Raw genomic sequence first — 22,522 nt, 5'->3', positions numbered from 1 at the left:
GACCGCGATGCCGGGCACGCTCCGGCATCGCAGCCGCCACGCCCCGTCATGACCGATTCCCTGCTCGACATCGCCCGCCTCGGCGGCACCACCATGGGCACCACCTGGAGCGTGTCGCTGGTCGCGCCGCGCCAGCGCGACCTGCACCCGCTGCACGCCGGCATCCAGGCGCGCCTGGATGATGTGGTCGCGCAGATGAGTACGTGGGACGCCGGCTCGGACCTCAGCCGCTACAACAGCGCCGATGCAGGCCAGTGGTGCACCCTGCCTGCCGAAACCCGTCACGTCCTGTCCTGCGCGCAGTCCATCGCCGCCGCCAGCGACGGTGCGTTCGATCCCACCATCGGCCCGCTGGTGGCACTGTGGGGTTTCGGTGCACATGCCGGCGAACGCCGCCAACCCGATGCCGCCGCCGTTCAGGCCACGCGCGAGCGCTGCGGTTGGCAGCGGTTGCAATGGCGCGGCGATGCGCTGCTGCAACCCGGCGGACTGGAACTGGATCTCTCTGCGATCGCCAAGGGGTTCGGCGTCGATCACGTGGCCGCGTGGCTGCGCGATCAGGGCATCGCTGCTGCACTGATCGAGGTCGGTGGCGAACTGGCCGGCTACGGCCGCAAGCCCGATGGCCAACGGTGGCGCGTGCTGGTGGAATCGGCGCCGGAAGAAGACGCGCACGCCAAAACACCACCGCGGGTGCTGGCGCTGGACGGCAAGGCGGTCGCTACCTCCGGCGATCGCTGGCATCACTATCAGGCCGATGGCGAGGCCTACAGCCACAGCCTCGACCCGCGCACCGGCAGGCCGGTACGCCAGGTTGCAGCGGCGGTGACGGTGGTCGCCGACGACGCGATGCATGCTGATGCCTGGGCCACCGCACTCACCGTACTCGGCCGCGAGCACGGCATGGCGCTGGCCGAACGCGAAGGACTGGCCGCACGCTACCTGCATCGCGCAGCGGATGGCCCGCACGAGTTTCTCAGCAGCGCCTTCCAGCGCCTGCTCGACGAGCGGGACGCATGAGCGCACGGCCGTCGCGCGCGCTGCTCGGCAACGCGCTTGTACTGATCCTGCTGGCGCTGATCGGCTGGGCGCTGCTGCGACTGCATCTCGGCGAAGCCTGGTGGCAGGGCGCACCGCCGGCGCGGCAATCGCAGATCGCCATCATCGCCACCGCGCTCTATGCGCTGGTCTGCACCGCACTGTGGTGGCGTGGGCGACCGCGCGACGATGCTGCCTCTGGCGACGTCGCGCCGATCCTGCTGGTCTGGTCCAGCCAGACCGGCTTCGCCCGCGAACTGGCCGAACGCAGTGCCGAGGCATTGCGTGGTGCCGGCGTGCCGGTGCGTGTGCGCGGTCTGCATGAGGTCGACGCCACCTTGCTGGCCGGCAGCCAGCGTGCACTGTTCATCGCCAGCACCACTGGCGAAGGCGACCCACCCGATCATGCGCTGCCGTTCCTGCGCGGGGTGATGGCCTCACCGCCTGCGCTGCAGCACCTGCACTACGGCGTGCTCGCACTGGGTGACCGCAGTTACGGCCACTTCTGTGGATTCGGCCATCAGCTCGACGACTGGCTGCGCCAGCACGGCGCACATGCCCTGTTCGACGCCATCGAGGTCGACAACGCCGATCCCGCTGCACTGCGGCACTGGCAGCAACTGCTCGGACAACTTGCCGGTGGCGCCAGCGAACTGCCCGACTGGAGCCCGGCCGAATACCAGCCGTGGACGCTGCTGCAACGCCGGCACCTCAATCCCGGCAGCCAGGGCGGACCGGTGTACTGGCTGCGCCTGCAGGCGCCTGCCATCGACGGCGTGCGCTGGCAGGCCGGCGACATTGCCGAGATCGGCCCGCAGCACGCGCGGCACAGCGCGCGGGCCTGGCTGGAATCACAGGGTTTCGATCCGCAGACGGTGCTCGAGGACGGCCAGACGCTGCTGGCCCGTGTCGAACGCTCGCACCTGCCCTCACTGGTGCCACCGGGTGATCTGCCCGCCCTGCTGGCGGCCCTGCAGCCGCTGCCGCATCGTGAGTACTCCATCGCTTCGGTGATGGAGGATGGTGCGGTGGAACTGCTGGTGCGCCGGCAGCTGCGTGCCGATGGCACGCCCGGCATCGGCAGTGCCTGGCTGTGCGACCACGCCGTCATCGGCGAGCCGGTACAACTGCGCCTGCGCCGCAACGACAACTTCCACGGTGCCGCCGTTGCGGCGCCGCTGCTGCTGATCGGCAATGGCACGGGCATCGCCGGCCTGCGTGCACACCTGCATGAGCGCGCGGCCGTCGGCGCGCACCGCACCTGGCTGCTGTTCGGCGAGCGCTCGGCCGCGCACGACTTCCATTTCGGTGACGAACTGCGGGCGATGCTGGCGGCCGGCACGCTGCAGCGTCTGGATACGGTGTTCAGCCGTGACGGCGGCAGCCACCGTTACGTGCAGGACCGCCTGCTGGCGGAGGCGGCAACGCTGCGGCAATGGGTCGATGAAGGTGCCACGATCCTGGTCTGCGGCAGCCTGCAGGGCATGGCGCCAGCCGTGGATGCGGTCATCGAGCAGGTGCTGGGTACCGACGGCAAGGAGGCCCTGCTGGTGGCCGGCCGTTACCGCCGTGATGTGTATTAGCCCAGGCAGCGCCCAGCGCATGCGCGGATGATGCCCATCGGCGCATGCGAATCATCAGTCCGCGGCGCTCACCCGTATCGCCAGCAGCTCGCCACTGCCCTGCAGCGCATGCCGCTGGCGCTCGCCGGCGGCCAGCCATGCAGTGTCGCCTGCCTGCATCGGCGGCAAGCCACTGTCCGCAGCAAAGCCGGCCTCACCCGCCAGCAGGTGCAGCGCCCAGGCCACGCCTGGCTCGCAGAAGAAGAACATCGACCCCACCAGCGGCCGGTGCAGCAGCTCGGCGTGCAACTGCCCGCGCTTCCACATCAGGTTGAAATCATGGGTGGTGCCATCGACCAGTTCGCCGTGCAGTGCCTCTTCGCCGGCAAAGCGCACGCGACCATGCGGCGGCAGCACCTCCGCCACCCGGCCATCGGCGAAGCGCAGGCGCACACCGTTGCCCTGCAGCAGTACCAGTTCGCGCTCCACGCCCGGAAATGCAGAGAACGCGGCATCCTGCTCGATCTCCGCCACGGACAGGCGCAGGGCCCAGTCGTCCCCGTGCGCCGGCAGCCGCAGGATTTGGTGGGTCCAGCCCAGGCCATTGCGCCAGCGTTCGCGGCGGTAATCCAGGCGGGCAATCACCTGGCTCGGAGTCTTCAGCAGCGCATCGATATCCATGCCTGCATTGCACCACGCCACGTGCGATCGCGCATCAGCGCGTGGCGACCGACCCCTGCGCGCCGCACTGGCCACCCAGCAGCTGCGAATGCTTCAGCCAGTCCTGGTCGGGATAATAGGCGAACACCATCGTGCCACCACGCAACGCGTCGATCAGCGGCCTGGCCACCGACAGCCGCACCGCCGGACACCCCAGGCTGCGGCCCAGCCGACCCTGCAGCTGGGCGGTCGCCGGATTCACGTAGGGGGCGCCATGAATGACGATCGCACGCTCGCGCGCGCGGTCGTTAAAGCCCGGTTCCAGCCCGGCCAGCCGCAATGAGTAGCCGTTGCCGCCCATGTAGGTTTCCTGCGCGGTGAACACACCGAGGCTGGACATGTAACTGCCGTCGCGATTGGAAAAATGCTCGGTCCGGTTCTCACCACTGTTGCGGCCGTGCGCCACCCATTCCTCGAACAACAGCCGCTGGTGCGCCAGGTCGAACACCCACAGGCGCGGCTCGGTGGAGGGCCGCGAATAGTCGATCACGCTCAGGCGTTCGCCGCTGATGCCCAGCTCCGGTCGCAACAGGGCGCAGCGCATGGCCTGCGCCGCCAGCTGCAGCACATGGCGATCGGCCTTCGGCGCGGTGCGTGCCAGCAGGGCGGCCAGATCCTCGGCACGGGTCGCGATGGCGGGCGTCTGCGCCAACGCAGGTGCGCTGGCCGAGGTTGCCAGCAGGCCAAGCGTGGCCAGCCGGCACAGGCGGGATGCGGTCATGGACGGGACACAGGACTCAGTTGCCTGTGAGAGTGGACCCTGCCGGCTCGGATTCCAAGACCGGCTGCAGGCCGGATTCAGCCGGGCTTGGGCGCACGGCGGGCAGCGAGGTCACCAGCAGCGTCGTGCCCGGCACCAGCACCTGGTACAGCTGGCGGGCGAAATCGGCCGGCAGCGCCAGTGGCAGCGACGGCGTGGCCAACAGGTCCGGGGTCGCCTGCGCACGGTCCTGGCCCAGCAACGGATAGGCCGTCCATTGATGCAGGCGCTGCTTCGCATCGAGCGGGCTGGGAACATCGCTGTAGCCCTGCCCCATCACGAACAGCGTGGTGCCCTGGAAGGCTGGCAGCGCATCGGCTTTCAGCGGCGATTCGCCAATCATCACGCCGTCGCGCAGGACGTACAGCCGCTGGTCGTGCAGGCTGACCAGGATGCCGACCTGCCCGGCCGGCGCCGCGCTGTCGTTCCACCAGGCCGCCGCCACACCGCCGTCGGCGGTCTCGGGCAGGGCCTCGCCGCGCGCGTTGACCGGCGCCAGTACGGCGGGATAGGCCAACGTCATCGGCGCGCTCTTGGCATCGGCCACCACTACCGTATCGCCGCGCCGGGTCTCGCTGAACAGCTTCTGCGCGAACGCCTGCGGCAGCCGTACGCAGCCATGCGAGGCCGGATGCCCCGGCAGGCTGCCGCCATGCAGGGCGATGCCGTCCCAGGTCAGCCGCTGCATGTACGGCATCGGTGCGCTGTTATAGAGGTTGGAGCGGTGGTCCTTGTCTTTCTGCAGGATCGTGAACACCCCGGTCGGCGTCTCGTGTCCCGCCTTGCCCGAACTGATCGTGGTCAGCCCGATGGCGATCCCGTTGCGATACACGTAGGCGCGCTGCTCGTCCAGGCTGACGACCAGCACGATCGGGCCGGCCGGGGAAATCTCCGGATGCCAGAGGAATTCGCCCGGCTTGAGATCGGTAGGCCCGCGTTCGGCGGCCACCGGCCCGGACGGGTCGGTCGAGTGCGAAGACGGCGGCCCGGCCTGCACGGTCAGCGGCAGTGCCAGGACAAGGGAGAGCATCAGGGACGGACGGTGCAGACGCATCCAGCGGAGGTTCCATTCCATGCGAAGCGGTCACCGTACACCATCGCGCCGTAGCGAACGCGCCAAAAGAGAATGCCCGGCGACACAACCCTGTGTCGTACCGGGCAATCGTCACGTCCTTGTCGGCCTGCTGCCTCCCCCGCGCGTCCTGCGAAGTGGGGGTGGCGTTGCATCCTGCACGCGGCCGCGTCTGTCCTGCTTGTATCTCAGCCCCTTCCACAGGTCTGTGATGCCACCGTCCTGGTGATTGGTGCCGCATCCTGCGACGGTCGGTGAACACAGCCTCCCTGGCGGTGCCCGGTGGACCGGCCTCCTGCGGGTCCCGACGATTCCTGTTGTCAACGCCTTGGTACGGTCCGCACCGGTACCGATCCGGGTACCGGATCCGCGGGCAACAGCCTGTCGCCTACGGTGATCCGCTGTCGATTCCGTTCGACGATCACTGTCCCTATCCCCTTCACCTGCGTCAGATCCTCGACGCGCTTGAAGGGCCCGTGTCTGCGCCGGTGCTCGACGATCGCCGCAGCCTTCCTGGCTCCGACCATCGTCAATCCCTGCTGCAGCGCCTGGACATCGGCCCGGTTGATGTCGATCGGTTCGGCGGTATGCGCCCCTGCGATCCCAATTGCCAGTACCAGTGCCCTCAACACGACTAACCAAGGCATGACGTATAACTCCTTGTGGTTCTGGCCGCCCCGACCGGCAATCCCGTCGGTAGGAACAGTGTCCGTCACCACATACACACAGACTATCGGTTTCGTGGATTTCTAAAAGCCAGCCAAATACCCGACGTGATGTAGGAAAAACCCTACCCCCGGCGCAGGCGTAGAATGGCTGGATCAGCCATGCAACCGGAGTTTCAGATGGACAGCGCCAAGCTCGGCCAATTCGTGAATGACAAGTGGGACAGCGAAATCGTCCCGCAGTTGGTCGACTACATCCGCATTCCCAACAAGTCGCCGATGTTCGACGCCAATTGGGTGCAGAACGGCTACATGGAACAGGCGGTCACCCTGATGGAGACCTGGGCCAAGGCACAGGAGCTGCCGGGCCTGAAGGTCGAAGTGGTGCGCCTGGAAGGCCGTACCCCGCTGATTCTTCTGGAAATTCCCGCCACCGGCAGTGAAACCGGCGACGACACCATCCTGCTCTACGGGCACCTGGACAAGCAGCCGGAAATGACCGGCTGGGACGACGACCTGGGCCCGTGGACCCCGGTCCTGCGTGGCGACAAGCTCTATGGCCGCGGCGGCGCCGACGATGGCTACGCGATCTTCGGTTCGCTGGCCGCCGTGCTGGCCCTGCAGGCCCAAGGCCTGCCGCACGCGCGCTGCGTGGTCCTGATCGAAGCCTGTGAAGAGTCCGGCAGTTACGACCTGCCCGCCTACGTGGACCATCTGGCCGACCGCATCGGCAAGCCGTCGCTGGTGGTCTGCCTGGATTCGGGCTGCGCCAACTACGACCAGCTCTGGTGCACCACGTCGCTGCGCGGTCTCACCGGGGGCAACTTCACCGTCAAGGTGCTCAACGAAGGCGTGCATTCCGGCGATGCCTCCGGCGTGGTGCCGTCCAGCTTCCGCCTGCTGCGCCAGCTGCTGTCGCGCATCGAGGACCAGGACACCGGCCGCATCCTGATCGACGGCATGAACGTGGAAATCCCGGCCGAGCGCCAGGAACAGGCCAAGCGTGCCGCCGAAGTGGTCGATACGGCCATCTTCGAGAAGTTCCCGCTGGTCGATGGCCTGCGCCCGATGAACGAAGACCTCACCGAGCTGGTGCTCAACCGCACCTGGCGCCCGGCGTTGTCGGTCACCGGAATCGGCGGCATGCCGCCGCTGGAATCGGCCGGCAACGTGCTGCGCCCGCAGACCTCGGTGAAGCTGTCGCTGCGCCTGCCGCCCACCGCCGATGGCAAGACCTGCGGCGAGCTGCTGAAAGAAGCGCTGCTGCGCGATCCGCCGAACGGTGCGCAGGTCACCCTGGATCTGGAAAAGGCCTCCACCGGCTGGAATGCCCCGGCCATGGCGCCGTGGCTGACCAAGGCCATCGACGAAGCCAGCCAGACCTTCTTCGGCAAGCCGGCGATGTACATGGGCGAAGGCGGCTCGATTCCGTTCATGGGCATGCTGGGCGAGAAGTTCCCCGGTGCCCAGTTCATGATCACCGGCGTGCTTGGCCCGCACTCGAACGCGCACGGCCCGAACGAGTTCCTGCACATTCCGATGGGCAAGAAGGTCACCGCCTGCGTGTCCAAGGTGATCAGCGAGCACTACGCCGCCAGCCTGCGTGGCGAGACCAGTGGTTCGCCGGTGGCCGCCGACAGCGGCACGCGCCATGGCGACCACGGCTGCTGCTGATCCGGCACACCGTGACGGACGCAGCCCGGCCTTGCTAGGCTGCGTTCTTCTCAAGCGGAACGCACACGCATGAATGGTCTGTTCGGCAGCAGCAGCTGGCTGTACATCCTGCTGGTCGGCTTCTTCGTCGGCCTGCTCGGGCGCTTCTTCATGCCGGGCAACAACCGCATGGGCTGCCTGCTGACCATCGTGCTGGGCATCCTCGGTGCCCTGCTGGCCGGCTGGTTTGGTCAGTACATGGGCTGGTACGCCCCAGGCGAACCGGCTGGATTCCTCGGTGCCGTGGTCGGCGCGGTGGCCGTGCTGGCGATCCTGCGCCTGTTCAGCGGTCGCCGCTGAAACGGCCCCACCTTTCCCTCCTGTCCCCGACGTCGGCGCGCCCCGCGCGCCCGGATATGCCCGCATGACCGAACCCGCCTCCGATCCCCAGCGCAGCGCGCAGCGACTGCAGTGGGCCCGTATCCAGCTTGGCGATGCACAGGCTGTGGTTGAACGTGCGTCGGTCGATGCGGGCATGCGCAGCTACTGGCGCGTCACCGGTACACGCGGCAGCCACATCGTGATGGATGCTCCGCCGGGACTGGAAGACCCCCGCCCCTGGCTGCGCATGCGCGGCCTGCTGCACGACCATGACCTGCGTGTGCCGGCCCTGCTTGCGCAGGATCTGGACGCCGGCTTCCTGCTGCTGGAGGATCTCGGCGGTCCGACCCTGGCGAGAATCCTCGACGAGCGCAACGCCGATGAATGGTTCGGCCGCGCCATCGATCAGCTGCTGCGCCTGCAGGCGATCCCGGTGCCGGCCGACTTCGGCCAGTTCGGCGAAGCCCTGCTGCAGCGCGATGCCGGCCTGTTCGACGAATGGTTCCTGCAGCGCCATCTCAACCTGCAGCTGGACTGCGGCGAAATCGAGGGCCTGCAGCTGGTCCATCGCCGGTTGATGGACAACGCACTGGGCCAGGCGCAGCTGATGACCCACCGCGACTACATGCCCCGCAATCTGATGCCCGTTGCCGACGGTCCGGCCGTGCTGGATTTCCAGGACCTGGTGCGGGGCCCGATCGCCTACGATGCCGTGAGCCTGTTCAAGGACGCGTTCCTGAGCTGGCCGCTGCAGCGCGTGGACGAGTGGCTCGCGCAGTACCACGCGCGCGCGCACGCTGCGGGCCTGCGGGTGCCCGACCGTGCGACCTTCCTGCGTGACGCGGACTGGATGGGCATCCAGCGCCACGTGAAGATCCTGGGCCTGTTCTGCCGCCTGCGTTACCGCGACAACAAGGGTCATTACCTGGACGATGCGCCGCGCTTCATCACCTATCTGGACGAAGTACTGCCGCGCTACCGCGAGCTGGCCCCCCTGCGGCAGCTGCTGGACACACGCATCAAGCCGGCGCTGGCCGAGCTCGGCACACCGATGCGCATGGCCCGATGAAGGCGCTGATCTTCGCCGCCGGTCTGGGCGAACGCATGCGCCCGCTGACCCTGCACACACCCAAGCCGCTGCTCGCAGTGGCCGGCAAGCCGCTGATCGTCTGGCACCTGGAGCGCCTGGCCGCCTGCGGCGTGCGCGATATCGTGGTCAATACCGCATGGCTGGCGGAACAGTTCCCGGCGATTCTTGGCGATGGCAGCCGATGGGGTGTGCGCCTGCACTTCATGCATGAAGGCGATACCCCGCTGGAGACCGGCGGAGGCATTCTCAATGCCTTGCCGGCGTTGGGTGAGGATCCGTTCCTGGTGGTCAACGGCGACATCTGGACCGATTTCGATTTCGCCACACTACCGCGCGAGCCGCAGGGCCAGGCGCATCTGGTGCTGGTCGACAACCCCACGCAGCATCCGCACGGTGATTACCGGCTGGACACGCAGGGCCTGCTGCACCATGACCGCGAAGGATCGTGCCTGACCTATGCCGGCATCGGCGTGTACCGCCCTTCAATCGTGGCCGACTGGCGCACGGTGATTGGCGATGCGCCGGGCAGCGAGCGGCTGCCGCCGAAGTTCTCGGTGGTGCCACTGCAGAAGCACTTCATGGCGCAGGGGTTGATGACGGGGCAGCACCATCGCGGGCGCTGGACCGACGTCGGCACGGTGGATCGCCTGCGTGCGCTGGATGTTGAGTTGGCGGCGAACGGCTGAGCCCCTCGTGGTTGGTCGCTCCAATCAAAAGCCGTGCCTGGCCGGGCGGGGTGGATTCGCGGGGGACGCCGTGAACCCATCCATGGGGGCTTGGCCGCGGCATCCATGCCGCGGACACCCCCGCGAACCCACCCCGCCCGGCCTCTGGCAGTTTCCGTGCGCGTCCAGCCACGGAAGAAAGTGAAGAAAAGCAAAAGCGGGTCGCTTCGCTCGCGAAGCGAAAGCGCATCCACGCGTAGCGTGGATCTACCGTGTCGACCAAGGTCGACACCCACCAACAGCAGTGCAGTACGCAGTCCCGGCAGATTGCGGGAACCTGTCGAAGGCGGGGTGGCTATGGCTTCGGCGGGTGCAGGGCGGCAGCCCTGCAAAACAAACCCCAACCTCAGTAGCGAGGGCGGCCTTCTTCCAGCACCTGGCGCAGGAACGGCACGGTGATCCGACGCTTGGCCGCCAGCGATTCGCGGTCGAGCCAGTCCAGCAACGTGATAAGCCCGCCCAGCTCGCGCCCGGTGTGCGACAGCAGCCACTCGATCGCGGCCTCGTCGATGGCCAGCCCCCGTCGCAGCGCGCGCTCGCGCAGCACCGCCGCGCGTCCTTCCTCGTCCAGCGGCTGCAGCAGCACCCGCACGCACTGGCCCAGCCGCGAGCGCAGGTCCGGCAGCACCAGTCCGAGTTCGGCCGGCGCCTTCTGCGCCGTGTAGAGCACGGTCACGCCGGCAGCGCGCGCACGGTTATGGAAATCGAACAGGGCAATCTCGTCCTCGCGGTTGCCGGCAATCTCGTCCAGTCCGTCCAGCGCGACCAGCTCGCGCGCCTCCAGCCCCTCCAGCGCTGCACGCACACGGCCGGCCGCACTGGCCAGCGGCACATAGGTCGGCAGCCGCCCGGCCTGCTCGGCGCTGGAACACATCGCCAGCGCCTGATGCGTCTTGCCCGTGCCTGCCGCGCCTTCCAGGTAGACCCAGTCGTGGCTGGCACCGACCGCGATCGCGCGCAGCTGCGCCAGCGCACCATCCGGTGCGCCGATGAAGGTCTCCAGGCGCTGGTCCCGCGGGTAGTGCAGGGCCAGCGGCAATTGCGGCACACCCATCACTTCAGGTCGGGGCCCTTGTCGTTCGTGTCGAGGATGATGTGGGGCGGCTCGACCACACCGTCAAGCACGATCGCCGATTTCTCACCCGCGTAAAGATCGCTCTGCCGATAGCGCTGGTGCGCATAGCGCAGCAGCACGTTGGACACGGCAGCCACCGGCAGCGCCAGCAGCATGCCGAGGAAGCCGAACAGCTGGCCGCCTGCCATCACCGCGAAGATCACCGCCACCGGATGCAGGCCGATCTTGTCGCCGACGATGCGCGGCGTCAGTACATAACTCTCCAGCAACTGGCCGACCGTGAACACCACGCCGACCAGTATCAGCAGTTTCAGGTCGAAACCCTGCGCCTGCACCAGCGCGGCGATGATCGCCATCAGGATGCCGGTGGTCGCGCCCAGGTACGGAATGAAGCTGATCAGGCCCGCGATCATGCCGATCAGCAGCCCCAGCTTCAGCCCCACCAGCGACAGGCCGCCGGCATAGATCACGCCCAGTGCCAGCATCACCAGGAACTGGCCGCGGATGAACGCCCCCAGCACCTCGTTGGATTCGCGCGCCAGCGCCGTGATGGTGCCGATGTGGTTGCGCGGAATGACCGAGGCGACCCGCTCCACCAGCTTGTCCCAGTCGCGCAGGAAGTAGAACGCCAGGATCGGCAGCAGCAGGATGTTGACCACCCAGGTCACCATCGTGAAGCCCGAGCGCGAGACATATCCCATGAAGGTCTTGGCGAAGCCGCCCGCCTGCTGCCAATGGCTGCGCACCCATTCGATCAGGCGATCCGGGTCCAGCCACTGCATCACCTCCAGGCCGGTCTTCTGCTCGAACCACGGAATGCCGGTCTGCATCAGCCAGGCCTGCGCCTGCGGCACGGCCGCCACCAGGGTGGTGATCTGCTTTTCGATCATCGGCACCAGCACCAGCAGCGCGGCGACGATCACCAGCACCATGGCCACGAACACCAGCACCACGCCGGTCATGCGCGAGCGCCCGGTGGCCTCGATGCGGTCCACCAGCGGATCACCCAGCCAGGCCAGCGCCAGCGCCAGCACGAACGGCGTCAGGATCGGCGCCAGCAGCCACACGATCCAGCCGATCAGGCCGGCAAGCAGGATGTATTTGACCCGGCGCAGGAACTGCGCGATTTCAGCTTCCGGCGTCAGGGTCATCGCAGTCGGTACTCGTTGCTGACCGGCGCCTGCACCGGCACGCCGGTGGTGTCATCGATCGGTGTCGGAAGGGCAGGCAGCGGGGCGTTCGGAACCAGCACGCCGCTGTCACCCAGCATGCGGTTGAAGCCGGCCAGGCCGGTGGTCATTTCCACGGCCAGCTCCAGCCGGCCCGCGCTGGCGTGCAGCGGAGTGGCATTGCGCACCACCGGCACGTCGCGCAGGCCTGCGGCCAGTCGCAGGTAGTCATCGGCACTGTTGATGCCGGTGACCACCACCCGGTAGCTGCCCGCCTGGCCGGTGGCCACACCCGCCTTGGCATAACGCTTGACCAGCGCGTCGGCCGCGCCGTCGGCGCCCGCGGCCATCGCGCGCATGGCGTTGGCGTCCTTGCTGGTCCATCTGTTCAGTTCACGGCCATCGTCGACGAACACCCAGTCCGCCTGCCAGCCGCCATTGGCACGGTAGAGCTTGCCGATCAGCTGCATCGGCGGCGAGTAGCGCGAAGAGGCGCGGGCCACGGCGGCGCTGTCCTGGCGCCAGATGGCACCGGCCAGCGCCTGTTCGGCAGCGCCCCCACTGGGCAGGCCCAGCTTGTAGCCGCGCTCGATGGCGCGGTTCAGCAGCGGGCGCGCGGCATTGGCCTGCTGCACGCTGACCAGGCGCGGGCCGCTGCCGTCATCGACGGCCAGCCACAGCACCGGCTTCGGTCGGGGCTGCGGCCACAGCGGCAGGCCCAGCGCGGCGACCAGCGAATCGACGTCGTCCTCGCGGAAACGGGCCACCAGCAGGGTGCGGAAACTGGGCGCACCGCTGGCGCTGAGGCTCTGGTCCTGCTTGTAGTCGTAGCTGGCCACGTAATCCTTGGCATTGCGCAGGGCCTGCACCACGCCGGGCCGGGACATCACGCTGCGGTCGCCCGACAGCTTGCCCAGCACTACGCTCAGGGCGCGTGCCAGCCCGCCATTGCGGTCGGCCTCGGCCTGGCTGTTGACCGGCACTTCGGCCTCGTAGGCCCCACTGGCGGTGGCGACATCCCCCTCGGTGCGCAGGCCGCTCTGGGCCATCGTGGCCACCGGCAGGCTCAACGCAAGAAGCAGGGTGAGAATCAGGCTGCGGCGCATCAGGACATCCATTGGCTCGACGTATCCGGGGGGAATTGTTGCCCGAATACGGCCTGTGCGCCAATGCGGCCTGTTAAAATCGCCCGTTCAACCCCTGCCAGCGCCGACGCCCGTGACCAACACCCCGTCTTCCGCCCCCTCCCCCCTCACCTACCGTGACGCGGGCGTCGACATCGACGCCGGCAACGAGCTGGTCGAGCGGATCAAGCCCCTGGTCAAGCGCAGCTTCCGTCCGGAAGTGATGGGCGGCCTGGGCGGTTTCGGCGCCCTGTTCGACCTGTCCAACAAGTACCGCGAACCGGTGCTGGTGTCGGGTACCGACGGTGTCGGCACCAAGCTGAAGCTGGCCCACCAGCTGAACCGCCACGATACGATCGGCATCGATCTGGTCGCGATGTGCGTGAACGACGTGCTGGTGCAGGGCGCCGAGCCGCTGTTCTTCCTGGACTACTTCGCCACCGGCAAGCTGGACGTGGATACCGCCGCGGCGGTCGTGGGCGGCATCGCCAACGGCTGCACCGAGGCCGGCTGCGCACTGATCGGCGGCGAGACCGCTGAAATGCCCGACATGTATGCCCCGGGCGAGTACGATCTGGCCGGCTTCACCGTGGCCGCGGTGGAAAAGAGCGAACTGAAGGATGGCGCCAGCGTGGCGGCCGGCGATGTGCTGATCGGCATCGCCTCGTCCGGCCCGCACTCCAACGGCTACTCGCTGGTCCGCCGCATCTACGACCGCGCCGGGCGTCCGGCCGATCTTGAGCTGGAAGGCGGCGTGAAGCTGGTCGACGCGCTGATGGCACCGACCCGGTTGTACGTCAAGCCGATCCTGTCGCTGCTGAAGTCGCACGGCGATGCCATCCATGGCATGGCCCACATCACCGGTGGCGGACTGACCGAGAACATCATCCGGGTGGTCCCGGACGGCCTCGGCCTGGACATCCAGGCGGCCTCGTGGACGCTGCCGCCGGTGTTCCAGTGGCTTCAGAAGGAAGGCGCGGTCGCCGACAGCGAAATGTGGCGCACCTTCAACTGCGGCATCGGCTTCGTGCTGATCGTCGCGCCGGACCAGGTCGAGGCGGTGTCCGCCGCGGTCACCGCCCAGGGCCTGGATCACTGGACCATCGGCCAGGTCGTCACCACCGAAGGCGCCGAGCGCGTCCGCATCGCCTGACCCCTGCAGAGGAGCCCGCATGGACGCAATGCCCCCATCCCCTTCGAACCCGGTGCCGCCGCCGCTGCTGACGGCACCCGTATTCGGCCCGCAGGACGCCAGCCATCTGCGGGCGCTGTCCATCGGCCACTACGTGGTTGGTGCGCTCATCGCACTGTTCTCGCTGATCTTCATCATCCACATCGTGCTGGGCGTGAGCGCCCTGACCGGGGCATTGCCGCTGAGCTCGGAGGGGCAGCCCTCATCGCCCGCCGAGCAGCGGATGTTCGGCTGGATGTTCACCATCATCGGCAGCGTGATCGTGGTGGGCGGCGTCACCCTGGGGGCCTTCGTCGCCTACGCCGGGCGCTGCCTGGCGCAGCGCCGCCGTTACGTGCTGTGCCTGGTGGTCGCGGGCCTGTCCTGCCTGTTCACCCCGGTGGGCACGGTGCTGGGGGTGTTCACCCTGATCGCCCTGCTCCGCCCCCAGGTGAAAGCCGTGTTCGACACTCCGTCGGCAAGCGTTTGAGCCGCCTGGGTTGCCGGTAATGAACGCACCCCGCCGCATCGCCGTGCTCGCCTCCGGGCGCGGCAGCAACCTGCAGGCCATCCTGGATGCCATCGCGTCGGGCCGCCTGCCGGCCGACGTAGTGGGCGTGTTCTCCGACCGCCCCGATGCCGCGGCCCTGCAGCGGGTCGATCCTTCCCGGCGCTGGGCGCATGCACCCAAGGAATTCAGCGATCGTGCCGCCTACGAGCTGGCCCTGGGCGACGCGGTTGCCGCCTCCGCCCCGGACTGGATCGTCTGCGCCGGCTACATGCGCATTCTCGGCGCTGGCTTCGTGCAGCGCTTCAACGGTCGCCTGGTCAACATCCACCCGTCGCTGCTGCCGCTGTACAAGGGCCTGCATACGCACGCCCGGGCGCTGGAAGCCGGCGATGCCGAGCATGGCGCAAGCGTGCATCTGGTGGTGCCGGAGCTGGACGCGGGTACGGTGCTGGCGCAGGCGCGCGTGCCGGTGCTGGCAGGCGACGATGCACAGACCCTTGCCGAGCGCGTGCTGGCGGTGGAACACCCGCTGCTGATCGCCAGCCTGCAGCTGCTGTGCGATGGCCGGCTGGCTGAACGGGAAGGACAGGCGATCTTCGACGGTCACCCCCTGTTTAGGCCGCTGGCCCTAGATTCCGCCGGAAACCTGAACCGATAACGTTCTGCACACGCCCCGCTGACTGCGGGGCTGGCATCCTGCCCCACTCCTGCGGCCCCTGTCCCCCATGAAGACCACGACGCTGCTGTGCACGCCCCTGCTGTTGTCGCTTGCCGTGTTGCCTGGCGTGGGCTGGGGCCAGGCACAGCCCTCTGCCGACCCGGCAGCTCCGTCGCAGGCCCCGGCCGCACCGGCCGTGCCCATGCTGCCCGCGCTGGCCTGGGAACCGCCGCCGCTGCAACCGTTCACCGCTACCTACCAGGCCTTCTACAAGGGCAAGGAAGCCGGCGATGCCACCATGCAGGTCACCCATACCGGCGGCAACCAGTGGCGGGTGGACATGCAGGTGGTGGGCCGCCGCGGCTTTGCCAGCGTGCTCGGCCTGAACATCGAGCAGAGCACGGTGTTCGAGGAGCGCGGCGGCGTCTATGCGCCGCTGAGCCAGAGCACGGTGCGCAAGGGCCTGTTCCTGGGCAAGAAGGCCGTCGGCACCTATAACTGGCAGGCCGGCACCGCGCAGTGGACCGGCGATGTGAAAAAGGATCGCGCGCAGCCCATTCCGCTGCAGGCCGGCGATCAGAGCGCCCTGCTGATCAACCTGGCGATCATGCGTGATGCCCGCCCGGGCGTGGCCATGCACTACCGCTACGTCGACATGGGCAAGGTGCGCCAGCACGACTACCAGGCCGCGCCGCAGACCGAGAACGTCGAGGTCGGCGACCTGTCCTACAACGCGCTGCGGGTATACCGCAGCAACGGCGGCAACAACGAAACCATTCTCTGGATCGCCAACGGTGTCCCCACCCCGGTGCGCATCCTGCAACGCGAAGATGGCGAAGACCGCGTCGATCTCCGCCTGATCGAATACCAAGGAGTCTGAGCATGAACACCCTGTCCCGCCCCCTGACGTGGATCGCCGCTGCCACCCTGTCGATGGCCAGCCTGCCGGCGATGGCCCTGGAGCCGTTCAAGGCCGACTATCTGGCCAGCTACATGGGCATGCAGGCCAACGGCACCATGACGCTGGCCAGTGAAGGCAGCAACAAGTGGCGCTACAGCCTGCAGGTGAAAAACCAGCTGGCCGACCTGAGCCAGAGCACCGTGTTCGAGGAAGTGCGCGGCCAGCTGCGTCCGCTCAGCAGCCAGGACCGCTCGGCGCTGCTGGTGAAGAAGCGCAACGTGCAGGCCAACTACAACTGGACCAGCAACCAGGCCACCTGGACCGGCGACATCAAGCCGGACCGCGCCGGACCGATCGCCCTGAAGGCCGGCGACATGGATGCGCTGCTGATCAATCTGGCCATCGCCCGCGACCTGGCAGCCGGCAAGCCGTTGACCTACCGCATGGTCGACCAGGGCCGGATCAAGAACATGACCTACCGTGTGATCGGCAAGGAATCGATCACCGTGGGCGGCAAGAGCTACGAGGCGACCAAGGTGTCGCGTGCCGATGGCAACAAGGAGCTGATCGCCTGGATCGTGCCGGAGTTTCCGGTGCCGGCGCGCATGCTGCAGCGGGAAAGCGGCCGCGACGCGCTGGACCTGACCATCCGATCGATGAACTGAGTGCCGGGGGTCGGATCCCATCCCCTCGGGGATGGGCTCTGACCCCGGTTGAGTGGGTGGGGTCGGAGCCCTTTCCGATGGAAAGGGATCCGACCCCGGGCCCTGCGCAAGGAAAACGCCCGCTTGCGCGGGCGTTTTTCATTTCTTCTCTTCGGCCGGTTTGAACTCGGTGCGGCAATCCACCCGGATCTGCTCACCGCTTCCGCGCCAGACGAACGTGCGGCAATGGCGGTTGCCTTCCTGGCTGTCGTTCACCGACACGGCATAGAACGACTGGATGATCTCGTCACGCGATACCGTGCCGTCACCGTTCCAGTCCATGTCCTTCTGCTCGATGCCGCGGGTGATGGCGATATCGGCGTACCAGGCATACCCCAGCCACGCCAGCACGATCAGCACCAGCGCCAGCAGCGCCTTGCGACGCGGGCTGAATTTTCCGCGAAGGATCATGGCACGCGCCGGATGGTGGCACCGAGCGAAGACAGCTTCTCTTCGATGTTCTCGTAGCCGCGATCGAGGTGGTAGATGCGATCGATGGTGGTATCGCCGCTGGCCATCAGGCCGGCCAGGATCAGCGATGCCGATGCACGCAGGTCGGTGGCCATGACCGGCGCGCCGCTCAGATGCTCGCTGCCACGCACGATCGCGGTATGGCCTTCGACCTGGATGTCCGCGCCCAGGCGCAGCAGCTCGTTGACGTGCATGAAACGGTTCTCGAAGATCGTTTCGTTGATCACGCCGACGCCGTCGGCCACGCAGTTGAGCGCCATGAACTGCGCCTGCATGTCGGTCGGGAATGCCGGATATGGCGCGGTGGTCAGGTTGACCGCCTTCGGCCGCTTGCCCTGCATGTCCAGGGTGATGCTGTCCTCGGTGGTCTCGATCCGGGCGCCCGCCTCGACCAGCTTGGACAGCACCGCGTCCATGGTGTTCGGACGTGCACGGTTGACCGTGACCTTGCCGCCGGTCATCGCGGCGGCCACCAGGAAGGTGCCGGTCTCGATGCGGTCGGGCAGCACTTCATGACGGCCACCGGAGAGGCGCTCCACGCCTTCGATCACCAGGCGGGCGGTGCCGAGGCCTTCGATCTTCGCACCCAGAGCGATCAGGCAATGGGCCAGATCGGTCACCTCCGGCTCCATCGCGCAGTTGTCGAGGATGGTGGTGCCTTCGGCCAGCACCGCGCCCATCAGCACGTTCTCGGTCCCGGTCACGCTCACCATGTCGAAGGTGAAGTGGCCACCCTTCAAGCGCTTGGCCGAAGCCTTGATGAATCCGTTCTCGACCACGATGTCGGCACCAAGCGCCTGCAGGCCCTTGATGTGCTGGTCGACCGGACGCGAGCCGATGGCACAGCCACCGGGCAGCGACACTTCGGCCGCACCGAAACGGGCCAGCAGCGGACCCAGCACCAGGATCGACGCACGCATGGTCTTGACCAGTTCGTACGGCGCCACATGCTGGTTCACCGCACGCGGGTCGACCACGATCGCGCTGCCGCGCGACAGCGTGCCCTGGTCGATGGTGACCTTGGCGCCCAGTTCGCCCAGCAGCTTCACCGTGGTGACCACATCGTGCAGGTGGGGCACGTTGGTGATCTCCACCGGCTCATCGGCCAGCAGGGTCGCGCAGAGGATGGGGAGGACGGCGTTCTTGGCGCCGGAGATGCTCACTTCACCGTGCAGCGCAGCGCCGCCGGTCACAACGATCTTGGCCATGGGGTTCGGGATCTTCTGCGGTTCAGCCGGCTTCGGCCGGGGTCACGGTTTTCAGCGCCAGCGCGTGGATCGCGCCGCCCATCAGGTCGCCCAGCGTGGCATAGACCATGCGGTGGCGGGCCAGCGGCATCTTGCCGGCAAAGGCGTCGCAGACCACGGTCGCTTCGAAATGCACGCCATCGTCGCCCCGCACATCGGCGCGGGCGCCAGGCAGGCCGGTTTCGATCAGGTTGCGGATGGTGTCGGCGTCCAACGGGCTTTCCTAATAAAATGAACCCTCATTCTACTTCCGCTGCGTGGCGTCCGCATGGCCGAGTCCCTCCCGCCCCCCCGTTCCGTCGAGCCGGCCGCCCTGGTGGCCAGCGGCCGCCGCGTGTTCGAGATCGAGCAGCAGGCACTGCAGGCGGTCGCCGAGCGCCTGGGCGAGCCGTTCCAGAAGGCCTGCCAGGTGATCCTGGGCAGCCGCGGGCGGGTGGTCGCCACCGGCATGGGCAAGTCAGGCCATGTGGCGCGCAAGATCGCCGCAACCCTGGCGTCCACCGGTACCCCGGCGTTCTACGTGCACCCGGGCGAGGCCGGCCATGGCGACCTGGGCATGATCACCGAAGCCGACGTGGTGCTGGCCCTGTCCTATTCGGGCGAATCGGACGAAGTGCTGATGCTGCTGCCGGTGCTCAAGCGCCAGGGCAACGTGTTGATCTCCATGACCGGCCGCCCGCAGTCCAGCCTGGCGACCGCCGCCGACGTCCACCTGGACGTCAGCGTGCCGGCCGAGGCCTGCCCGCTGGCACTGGCTCCGACCTCGAGCACCACCGCCTCGCTGGCGATGGGCGACGCGCTGGCGGTGGCCCTGCTGGACGCGCGCGGCTTCACCGCTGACGATTTCGCCCGCTCGCATCCGGCCGGCAGCCTTGGCCGTCGCCTGCTGCTGCATATCACCGACGTCATGCATACCGGCGCCGATCTGCCCAAGGTCGATGCCGGCGCCAGCCTCAGCGAGGCCCTGGTGGAGATGAGCCGCAAGCGCCTGGGCATGACCGCCGTGGTCGATGCCGAGGGCGTGCTGATCGGCCTGTTCACCGACGGTGACCTGCGCCGGGCACTGGACAGTGCGCTGGACGTGCGCACGGCAAAGATCGCCGATGTGATGACGCGCAACCCCCGCACCATCGGAGCCGACCAGCTGGCGGTGGAGGCCGCCCGCCAGATGGAAACCCAGCAGATCAACGGCCTGATCGTGGTCGATGACCAGGGCCGCGCCGTCGGCGCCCTGAACATTCATGACCTGTTGCGGGCCCGGGTGGTTTAACCGACAGTCCGTAGACCCCATTCAGTCTGTAACCCCACACCTGCCCTGATCGAGTTCAACGTCCTGATGCCCTGGTCCCCCCTGCCCGCCTTCCCCGCCCACCTGCATGCCGCTGCGGCGCGGATCCGCATGGCCTGCTTCGACGTGGACGGCACCCTCACCGACGGTCGGCTGTACTACGATCAGGACGGCAACGAGAGCAAGGCGTATTTCGTGCAGGATGGCCTGGGCCTGAAACTGCTGCAGCAGCACGGCATCCACCCCGTGCTGATCACCGCGCGCAACAGCCAGTCCGCGCTCAGGCGCGGTGCCGATCTCGGCATTGATACCCACATCGCCGTGGGCGACAAGCTGGCCAGCGTGCAGGCCCTGTGTGCCCAGCGCGGCATCGGCCTGGAACAGGTCGCCTTCCTTGGCGATGACCTGCCGGATCTGGCGCCCCTGGGTGCGGTCGGCCTGGCCGTGGCGCCGGCCAATGCCCATCCGTGGATCGCCGAACGCGTGCACTGGCAGACCCGTTCCGAAGGCGGGCGCGGCGCGGCGCGTGAGCTGTGCGACGTTCTGCTGGCCGCGCAGGGTCATGTCGCGTCGGTCCTGGCGAGGTATGGCGCATGAACGCACCGACCGTGAACTGGCGCACCGTGCTCGGCATCGGCCTGCTGCTGGCGGCCCTGCTCAGCAGCTGGGCCGCGCTGCGCAACCGCGACAAGGGCCCGGCCCAGAGCGGCCAGGAAGTCGGCGTGGATTACATCCTGCACGACTTCCAGATCGTCGCCCTGGACGAGCAGGGCAAGGAATCGACCACCCTGCGCGCGCCGCGGCTGGAGCGGCAGCGCGGCGACCAGACCATCAACATCGCCACGCCACTGTTCGAGATGCCCGACAAGGACGGCAGGCACTGGACACTGCGCGCGGAGACCGGCTGGCTGAGCGCCAAGGGTGACGAACTGAAGCTGCGCGGCAAGGTGGCGGGTGACAGTCCGGCTGCCCCGGGCGTCGTGCCGACCACCTTCCGCACCGACCACCTGGACGTGTTCCCCAAGGAGAGCCGGGCCCGGACCGACGCCCTGGTGACCATGACCCGCCCCGGCATGGAGCAGTCCGGCGTCGGGTTCGAGGTGGATTCGAAGAACAACACGTATCATTTCCTCAGCCAGTCCAAGGGTCGCTACACGCCCAGACGCTGATTCCGCCGCCCGGCCCGCGACGTCCCTGGACAGGCGCGGCGCCGGCAGCCCCCACCCGCCGCTGCCCTCCTGACCGGGCAGCCACCACCGGCAGAACGGACCCCGATGAAGATCCCCTTTGCAGCCATGCTCGCACTCAGTCTTCTTGTCCCCGCCCTCGCGCAGGCGAAGTCGACCGACCGCAACGAGCCCATGAACATCGATGCCGGTGCACAGAACGGCATGCTCACCGGCGACGGCAAAACCGTGCTGTCGCAGGGCGTGATCATCACCCAGGGCACGCTGGACCTGCGCTCGTCCGAAGCGGAGATCTATCTCAAGGACGGCGAGCCGGTGCGTGTGGTGTTCACCGGCAAGCAGGCGAAGTTGAAGCAGCAGCTCGATGACGGCACCTGGATGGATGCGCTCGCCGACCGCATCGACTACGACATCAAGACCGAGATCATCACCCTCACCGGCAACTACAAGGTCACCAGCGCGCGCGGCACCAACGCCGGCCAGCGCATGGTCTACAACACCCGTACCGGCGAGATGAACTCCGGCGGCGACGGCAGCCGCGTGCGCACCGTTATCCCGCCCAAGAACAAGACGCCTGCCGCCACCACCACGCCGGCGCAGCCGGCCGGGAGCCGGAAGTAATGCTCGTCGCCAAGGGCCTGCGCAAGCGCTATAAGCAACGTGAGGTCGTCAAGGACTTCGGGCTCACCCTCGAAGCGGGCGAAGTGGTCGGCCTGCTCGGCCCCAACGGTGCCGGCAAGACCACCTGCTTCTACATGATCGTCGGCCTGGTTGCCGCCGATGCCGGCAGCATCGTGCTCGATGGCAAGGACATCACCGGCGATCCGATGTACACCCGTGCCAAGCAGGGCGTGGGCTACCTGCCGCAGGAGCCTTCGGTGTTCCGCAAGCTGACCGTGGCCGACAACATCCGCCTGGTGCTGGAACTGCGCGAGGATCTGGACTCGGCGGGCCGCGAGCGCGAGTTGAGCAGCCTGCTGGACGAACTGCAGCTGGGCCATGTGTCCGAACAGCTTGGCGCCAGCCTGTCCGGCGGCGAGCGCCGCCGCTGCGAAATCGCCCGCGCGCTGGCGGCGCAACCCCGGCTGATCCTGCTCGACGAACCGTTTGCCGGTGTCGATCCGATCTCGGTCGGCGAGATCCAGCGCATCGTCACCCACCTCAAGCAGCGCGGCATCGGTGTGCTGATCACCGACCACAACGTGCGCGAGACCTTGGGAATCTGCGACCGCGCGTATATCCTCGCCGAGGGCACCGTACTGGCCCAGGGTTCGCCGGAATCGATCCTGGACAATGCCGACGTACGTCGCGTCTACCTTGGGGACTCGTTCAAGCTGTGACCGCAGCTGC

26 protein-coding genes are annotated in these 22,522 nt (G+C 67.8%); 16 read left to right on the top strand and 10 right to left on the bottom strand.

Annotation, left to right across the window (positions count from 1 at the left end; all coding sequences use genetic code 11):
* The first annotated feature begins 48 nt into the window (after positions 1 to 48).
* The gene (locus ACZLIF_RS05170; RefSeq protein ID WP_065182425.1) at positions 49 to 1,020 is read left to right on the top strand and encodes an FAD:protein FMN transferase; all 972 of its coding nucleotides are present in this window, start codon (positions 49 to 51) and stop codon (positions 1,018 to 1,020) included.
* Positions 1,017 to 2,621, top strand: a complete 1,605-nt coding sequence (locus ACZLIF_RS05165) for a sulfite reductase subunit alpha (protein WP_128990341.1) — start codon at positions 1,017 to 1,019, stop codon at positions 2,619 to 2,621. The genes ACZLIF_RS05170 and ACZLIF_RS05165 overlap by 4 nt, the downstream gene beginning before the upstream one ends.
* Positions 2,622 to 2,675: 54 nt before the next feature.
* Here ACZLIF_RS05165 and ACZLIF_RS05160 read toward each other — a convergent pair whose 3' ends face one another.
* The 4 genes from ACZLIF_RS05160 to ACZLIF_RS05145 all read right to left on the bottom strand — a co-directional run bounded on the left by ACZLIF_RS05160 (position 2,676) and on the right by ACZLIF_RS05145 (position 5,799).
* On the bottom strand, positions 2,676 to 3,281 hold the full coding sequence (locus tag ACZLIF_RS05160; RefSeq protein WP_128990339.1) for a HutD/Ves family protein: 606 nt from the start codon (positions 3,279 to 3,281) through the stop codon (positions 2,676 to 2,678).
* Positions 3,282 to 3,315: 34 nt separating this feature from the next.
* On the bottom strand, positions 3,316 to 4,041 hold the full coding sequence (locus tag ACZLIF_RS05155; protein WP_128990337.1) for a murein L,D-transpeptidase catalytic domain family protein: 726 nt from the start codon (positions 4,039 to 4,041) through the stop codon (positions 3,316 to 3,318).
* Positions 4,042 to 4,057: 16 nt separating this feature from the next.
* On the bottom strand, positions 4,058 to 5,134 hold the full coding sequence (locus ACZLIF_RS05150; protein WP_053516631.1) for a L,D-transpeptidase: 1,077 nt from the start codon (positions 5,132 to 5,134) through the stop codon (positions 4,058 to 4,060).
* A 338-nt stretch (positions 5,135 to 5,472) separates the two neighbouring features.
* Positions 5,473 to 5,799 (bottom strand): ComEA family DNA-binding protein, encoded by a 327-nt coding sequence (locus ACZLIF_RS05145; protein WP_241686017.1) that lies wholly within the window; start codon positions 5,797 to 5,799, stop codon positions 5,473 to 5,475.
* 198 nt (positions 5,800 to 5,997) lie between these two features.
* Here ACZLIF_RS05145 and ACZLIF_RS05140 point away from each other — a divergent pair, with 198 nt between their 5' ends.
* The 4 genes from ACZLIF_RS05140 to murU all read left to right on the top strand — a co-directional run bounded on the left by ACZLIF_RS05140 (position 5,998) and on the right by murU (position 9,627).
* Entirely contained in the window at positions 5,998 to 7,491 is a 1,494-nt protein-coding gene (locus ACZLIF_RS05140; protein ID WP_053516630.1) for a M20 family metallopeptidase, read from the top strand.
* Between the two features lie 69 nt (positions 7,492 to 7,560).
* The gene (locus ACZLIF_RS05135) at positions 7,561 to 7,830 is read left to right on the top strand and encodes a GlsB/YeaQ/YmgE family stress response membrane protein (protein WP_053516629.1); all 270 of its coding nucleotides are present in this window, start codon (positions 7,561 to 7,563) and stop codon (positions 7,828 to 7,830) included.
* Between the two features lie 64 nt (positions 7,831 to 7,894).
* On the top strand, positions 7,895 to 8,920 hold the full coding sequence (locus ACZLIF_RS05130) for an aminoglycoside phosphotransferase family protein (RefSeq protein ID WP_128990335.1): 1,026 nt from the start codon (positions 7,895 to 7,897) through the stop codon (positions 8,918 to 8,920).
* Positions 8,917 to 9,627, top strand: coding sequence for an N-acetylmuramate alpha-1-phosphate uridylyltransferase MurU (murU, locus tag ACZLIF_RS05125; protein WP_128990333.1), 711 nt, complete (start codon positions 8,917 to 8,919; stop codon positions 9,625 to 9,627). The genes ACZLIF_RS05130 and murU overlap by 4 nt, the downstream gene beginning before the upstream one ends.
* Positions 9,628 to 10,012: 385 nt before the next feature.
* Here murU and hda read toward each other — a convergent pair whose 3' ends face one another.
* Genes hda through ACZLIF_RS05110 form a run of 3 tightly spaced genes read right to left on the bottom strand, consistent with a single transcriptional unit; the run spans position 10,013 to position 13,016 of the window.
* Positions 10,013 to 10,720: a DnaA regulatory inactivator Hda gene (gene hda, locus ACZLIF_RS05120; protein WP_065182429.1), complete on the bottom strand. Its 708-nt coding sequence runs from the start codon at positions 10,718 to 10,720 to the stop codon at positions 10,013 to 10,015.
* Positions 10,720 to 11,892 (bottom strand): AI-2E family transporter, encoded by a 1,173-nt coding sequence (locus ACZLIF_RS05115; protein ID WP_065174539.1) that lies wholly within the window; start codon positions 11,890 to 11,892, stop codon positions 10,720 to 10,722. Before ACZLIF_RS05115 ends, hda begins: the two co-directional genes overlap by 1 nt.
* Positions 11,889 to 13,016 (bottom strand): DUF2066 domain-containing protein, encoded by a 1,128-nt coding sequence (locus ACZLIF_RS05110; RefSeq protein ID WP_241686027.1) that lies wholly within the window; start codon positions 13,014 to 13,016, stop codon positions 11,889 to 11,891. The genes ACZLIF_RS05115 and ACZLIF_RS05110 overlap by 4 nt, the downstream gene beginning before the upstream one ends.
* A gap of 112 nt (positions 13,017 to 13,128) precedes the next feature.
* On the opposite strand from ACZLIF_RS05110, the gene purM reads away from it, so the two are divergent.
* From purM to ACZLIF_RS05085, 5 genes are all read left to right on the top strand, one after another.
* Entirely contained in the window at positions 13,129 to 14,187 is a 1,059-nt protein-coding gene (gene purM / locus ACZLIF_RS05105) for a phosphoribosylformylglycinamidine cyclo-ligase (protein WP_053519430.1), read from the top strand.
* 19 nt (positions 14,188 to 14,206) lie between these two features.
* Positions 14,207 to 14,695, top strand: a complete 489-nt coding sequence (locus ACZLIF_RS05100) for a hypothetical protein (protein WP_053519429.1) — start codon at positions 14,207 to 14,209, stop codon at positions 14,693 to 14,695.
* A gap of 19 nt (positions 14,696 to 14,714) precedes the next feature.
* Entirely contained in the window at positions 14,715 to 15,374 is a 660-nt protein-coding gene (gene purN, locus ACZLIF_RS05095; protein WP_065174537.1) for a phosphoribosylglycinamide formyltransferase, read from the top strand.
* Positions 15,375 to 15,441: 67 nt separating this feature from the next.
* Positions 15,442 to 16,254 (top strand): DUF3108 domain-containing protein, encoded by an 813-nt coding sequence (locus ACZLIF_RS05090; protein ID WP_065174536.1) that lies wholly within the window; start codon positions 15,442 to 15,444, stop codon positions 16,252 to 16,254.
* Between the two features lie 2 nt (positions 16,255 to 16,256).
* The gene (locus ACZLIF_RS05085; RefSeq protein WP_478462386.1) at positions 16,257 to 16,940 is read left to right on the top strand and encodes a DUF3108 domain-containing protein; all 684 of its coding nucleotides are present in this window, start codon (positions 16,257 to 16,259) and stop codon (positions 16,938 to 16,940) included.
* Positions 16,941 to 17,078: 138 nt separating this feature from the next.
* Here the strand turns inward: ACZLIF_RS05085 and ACZLIF_RS05080 are convergent, their stop codons facing one another.
* From ACZLIF_RS05080 to ACZLIF_RS05070, 3 genes are read right to left on the bottom strand one after another with little or no spacing between them, the layout of a single operon-like run.
* Positions 17,079 to 17,390, bottom strand: coding sequence for a hypothetical protein (locus tag ACZLIF_RS05080; RefSeq protein WP_053519425.1), 312 nt, complete (start codon positions 17,388 to 17,390; stop codon positions 17,079 to 17,081).
* Positions 17,387 to 18,658: a UDP-N-acetylglucosamine 1-carboxyvinyltransferase gene (gene murA, locus ACZLIF_RS05075; protein ID WP_053519424.1), complete on the bottom strand. Its 1,272-nt coding sequence runs from the start codon at positions 18,656 to 18,658 to the stop codon at positions 17,387 to 17,389. The genes ACZLIF_RS05080 and murA overlap by 4 nt, the downstream gene beginning before the upstream one ends.
* A gap of 22 nt (positions 18,659 to 18,680) precedes the next feature.
* On the bottom strand, positions 18,681 to 18,911 hold the full coding sequence (locus tag ACZLIF_RS05070; protein ID WP_053519423.1) for a BolA family protein: 231 nt from the start codon (positions 18,909 to 18,911) through the stop codon (positions 18,681 to 18,683).
* 54 nt (positions 18,912 to 18,965) lie between these two features.
* Between ACZLIF_RS05070 and ACZLIF_RS05065 the strand changes: the two genes are divergently transcribed.
* The 5 genes from ACZLIF_RS05065 (at position 18,966) to lptB (ending at position 22,512) form a co-directional block, all read left to right on the top strand.
* A complete protein-coding gene (locus tag ACZLIF_RS05065; protein ID WP_065174535.1) occupies positions 18,966 to 19,967 on the top strand; it encodes a KpsF/GutQ family sugar-phosphate isomerase in 1,002 nt (333 codons plus the stop codon).
* A gap of 66 nt (positions 19,968 to 20,033) precedes the next feature.
* A complete protein-coding gene (locus tag ACZLIF_RS05060; protein ID WP_053519421.1) occupies positions 20,034 to 20,582 on the top strand; it encodes a KdsC family phosphatase in 549 nt (182 codons plus the stop codon).
* Positions 20,579 to 21,154, top strand: coding sequence for an LPS export ABC transporter periplasmic protein LptC (lptC, locus tag ACZLIF_RS05055; RefSeq protein ID WP_053519420.1), 576 nt, complete (start codon positions 20,579 to 20,581; stop codon positions 21,152 to 21,154). The genes ACZLIF_RS05060 and lptC overlap by 4 nt, the downstream gene beginning before the upstream one ends.
* A gap of 105 nt (positions 21,155 to 21,259) precedes the next feature.
* Entirely contained in the window at positions 21,260 to 21,793 is a 534-nt protein-coding gene (gene lptA, locus ACZLIF_RS05050) for a lipopolysaccharide transport periplasmic protein LptA (RefSeq protein ID WP_065174534.1), read from the top strand.
* Positions 21,793 to 22,512, top strand: coding sequence for an LPS export ABC transporter ATP-binding protein (lptB, locus tag ACZLIF_RS05045; RefSeq protein WP_065174533.1), 720 nt, complete (start codon positions 21,793 to 21,795; stop codon positions 22,510 to 22,512). The genes lptA and lptB overlap by 1 nt, the downstream gene beginning before the upstream one ends.
* The last annotated feature ends 10 nt before the right edge of the window (positions 22,513 to 22,522 follow it).

The organism is Stenotrophomonas sp. 2201_Sma, from assembly GCF_056486685.1.
Note: the sequence above shows the minus strand (reverse complement) of the source record. Positions and strands in the feature narration are given on the sequence as shown.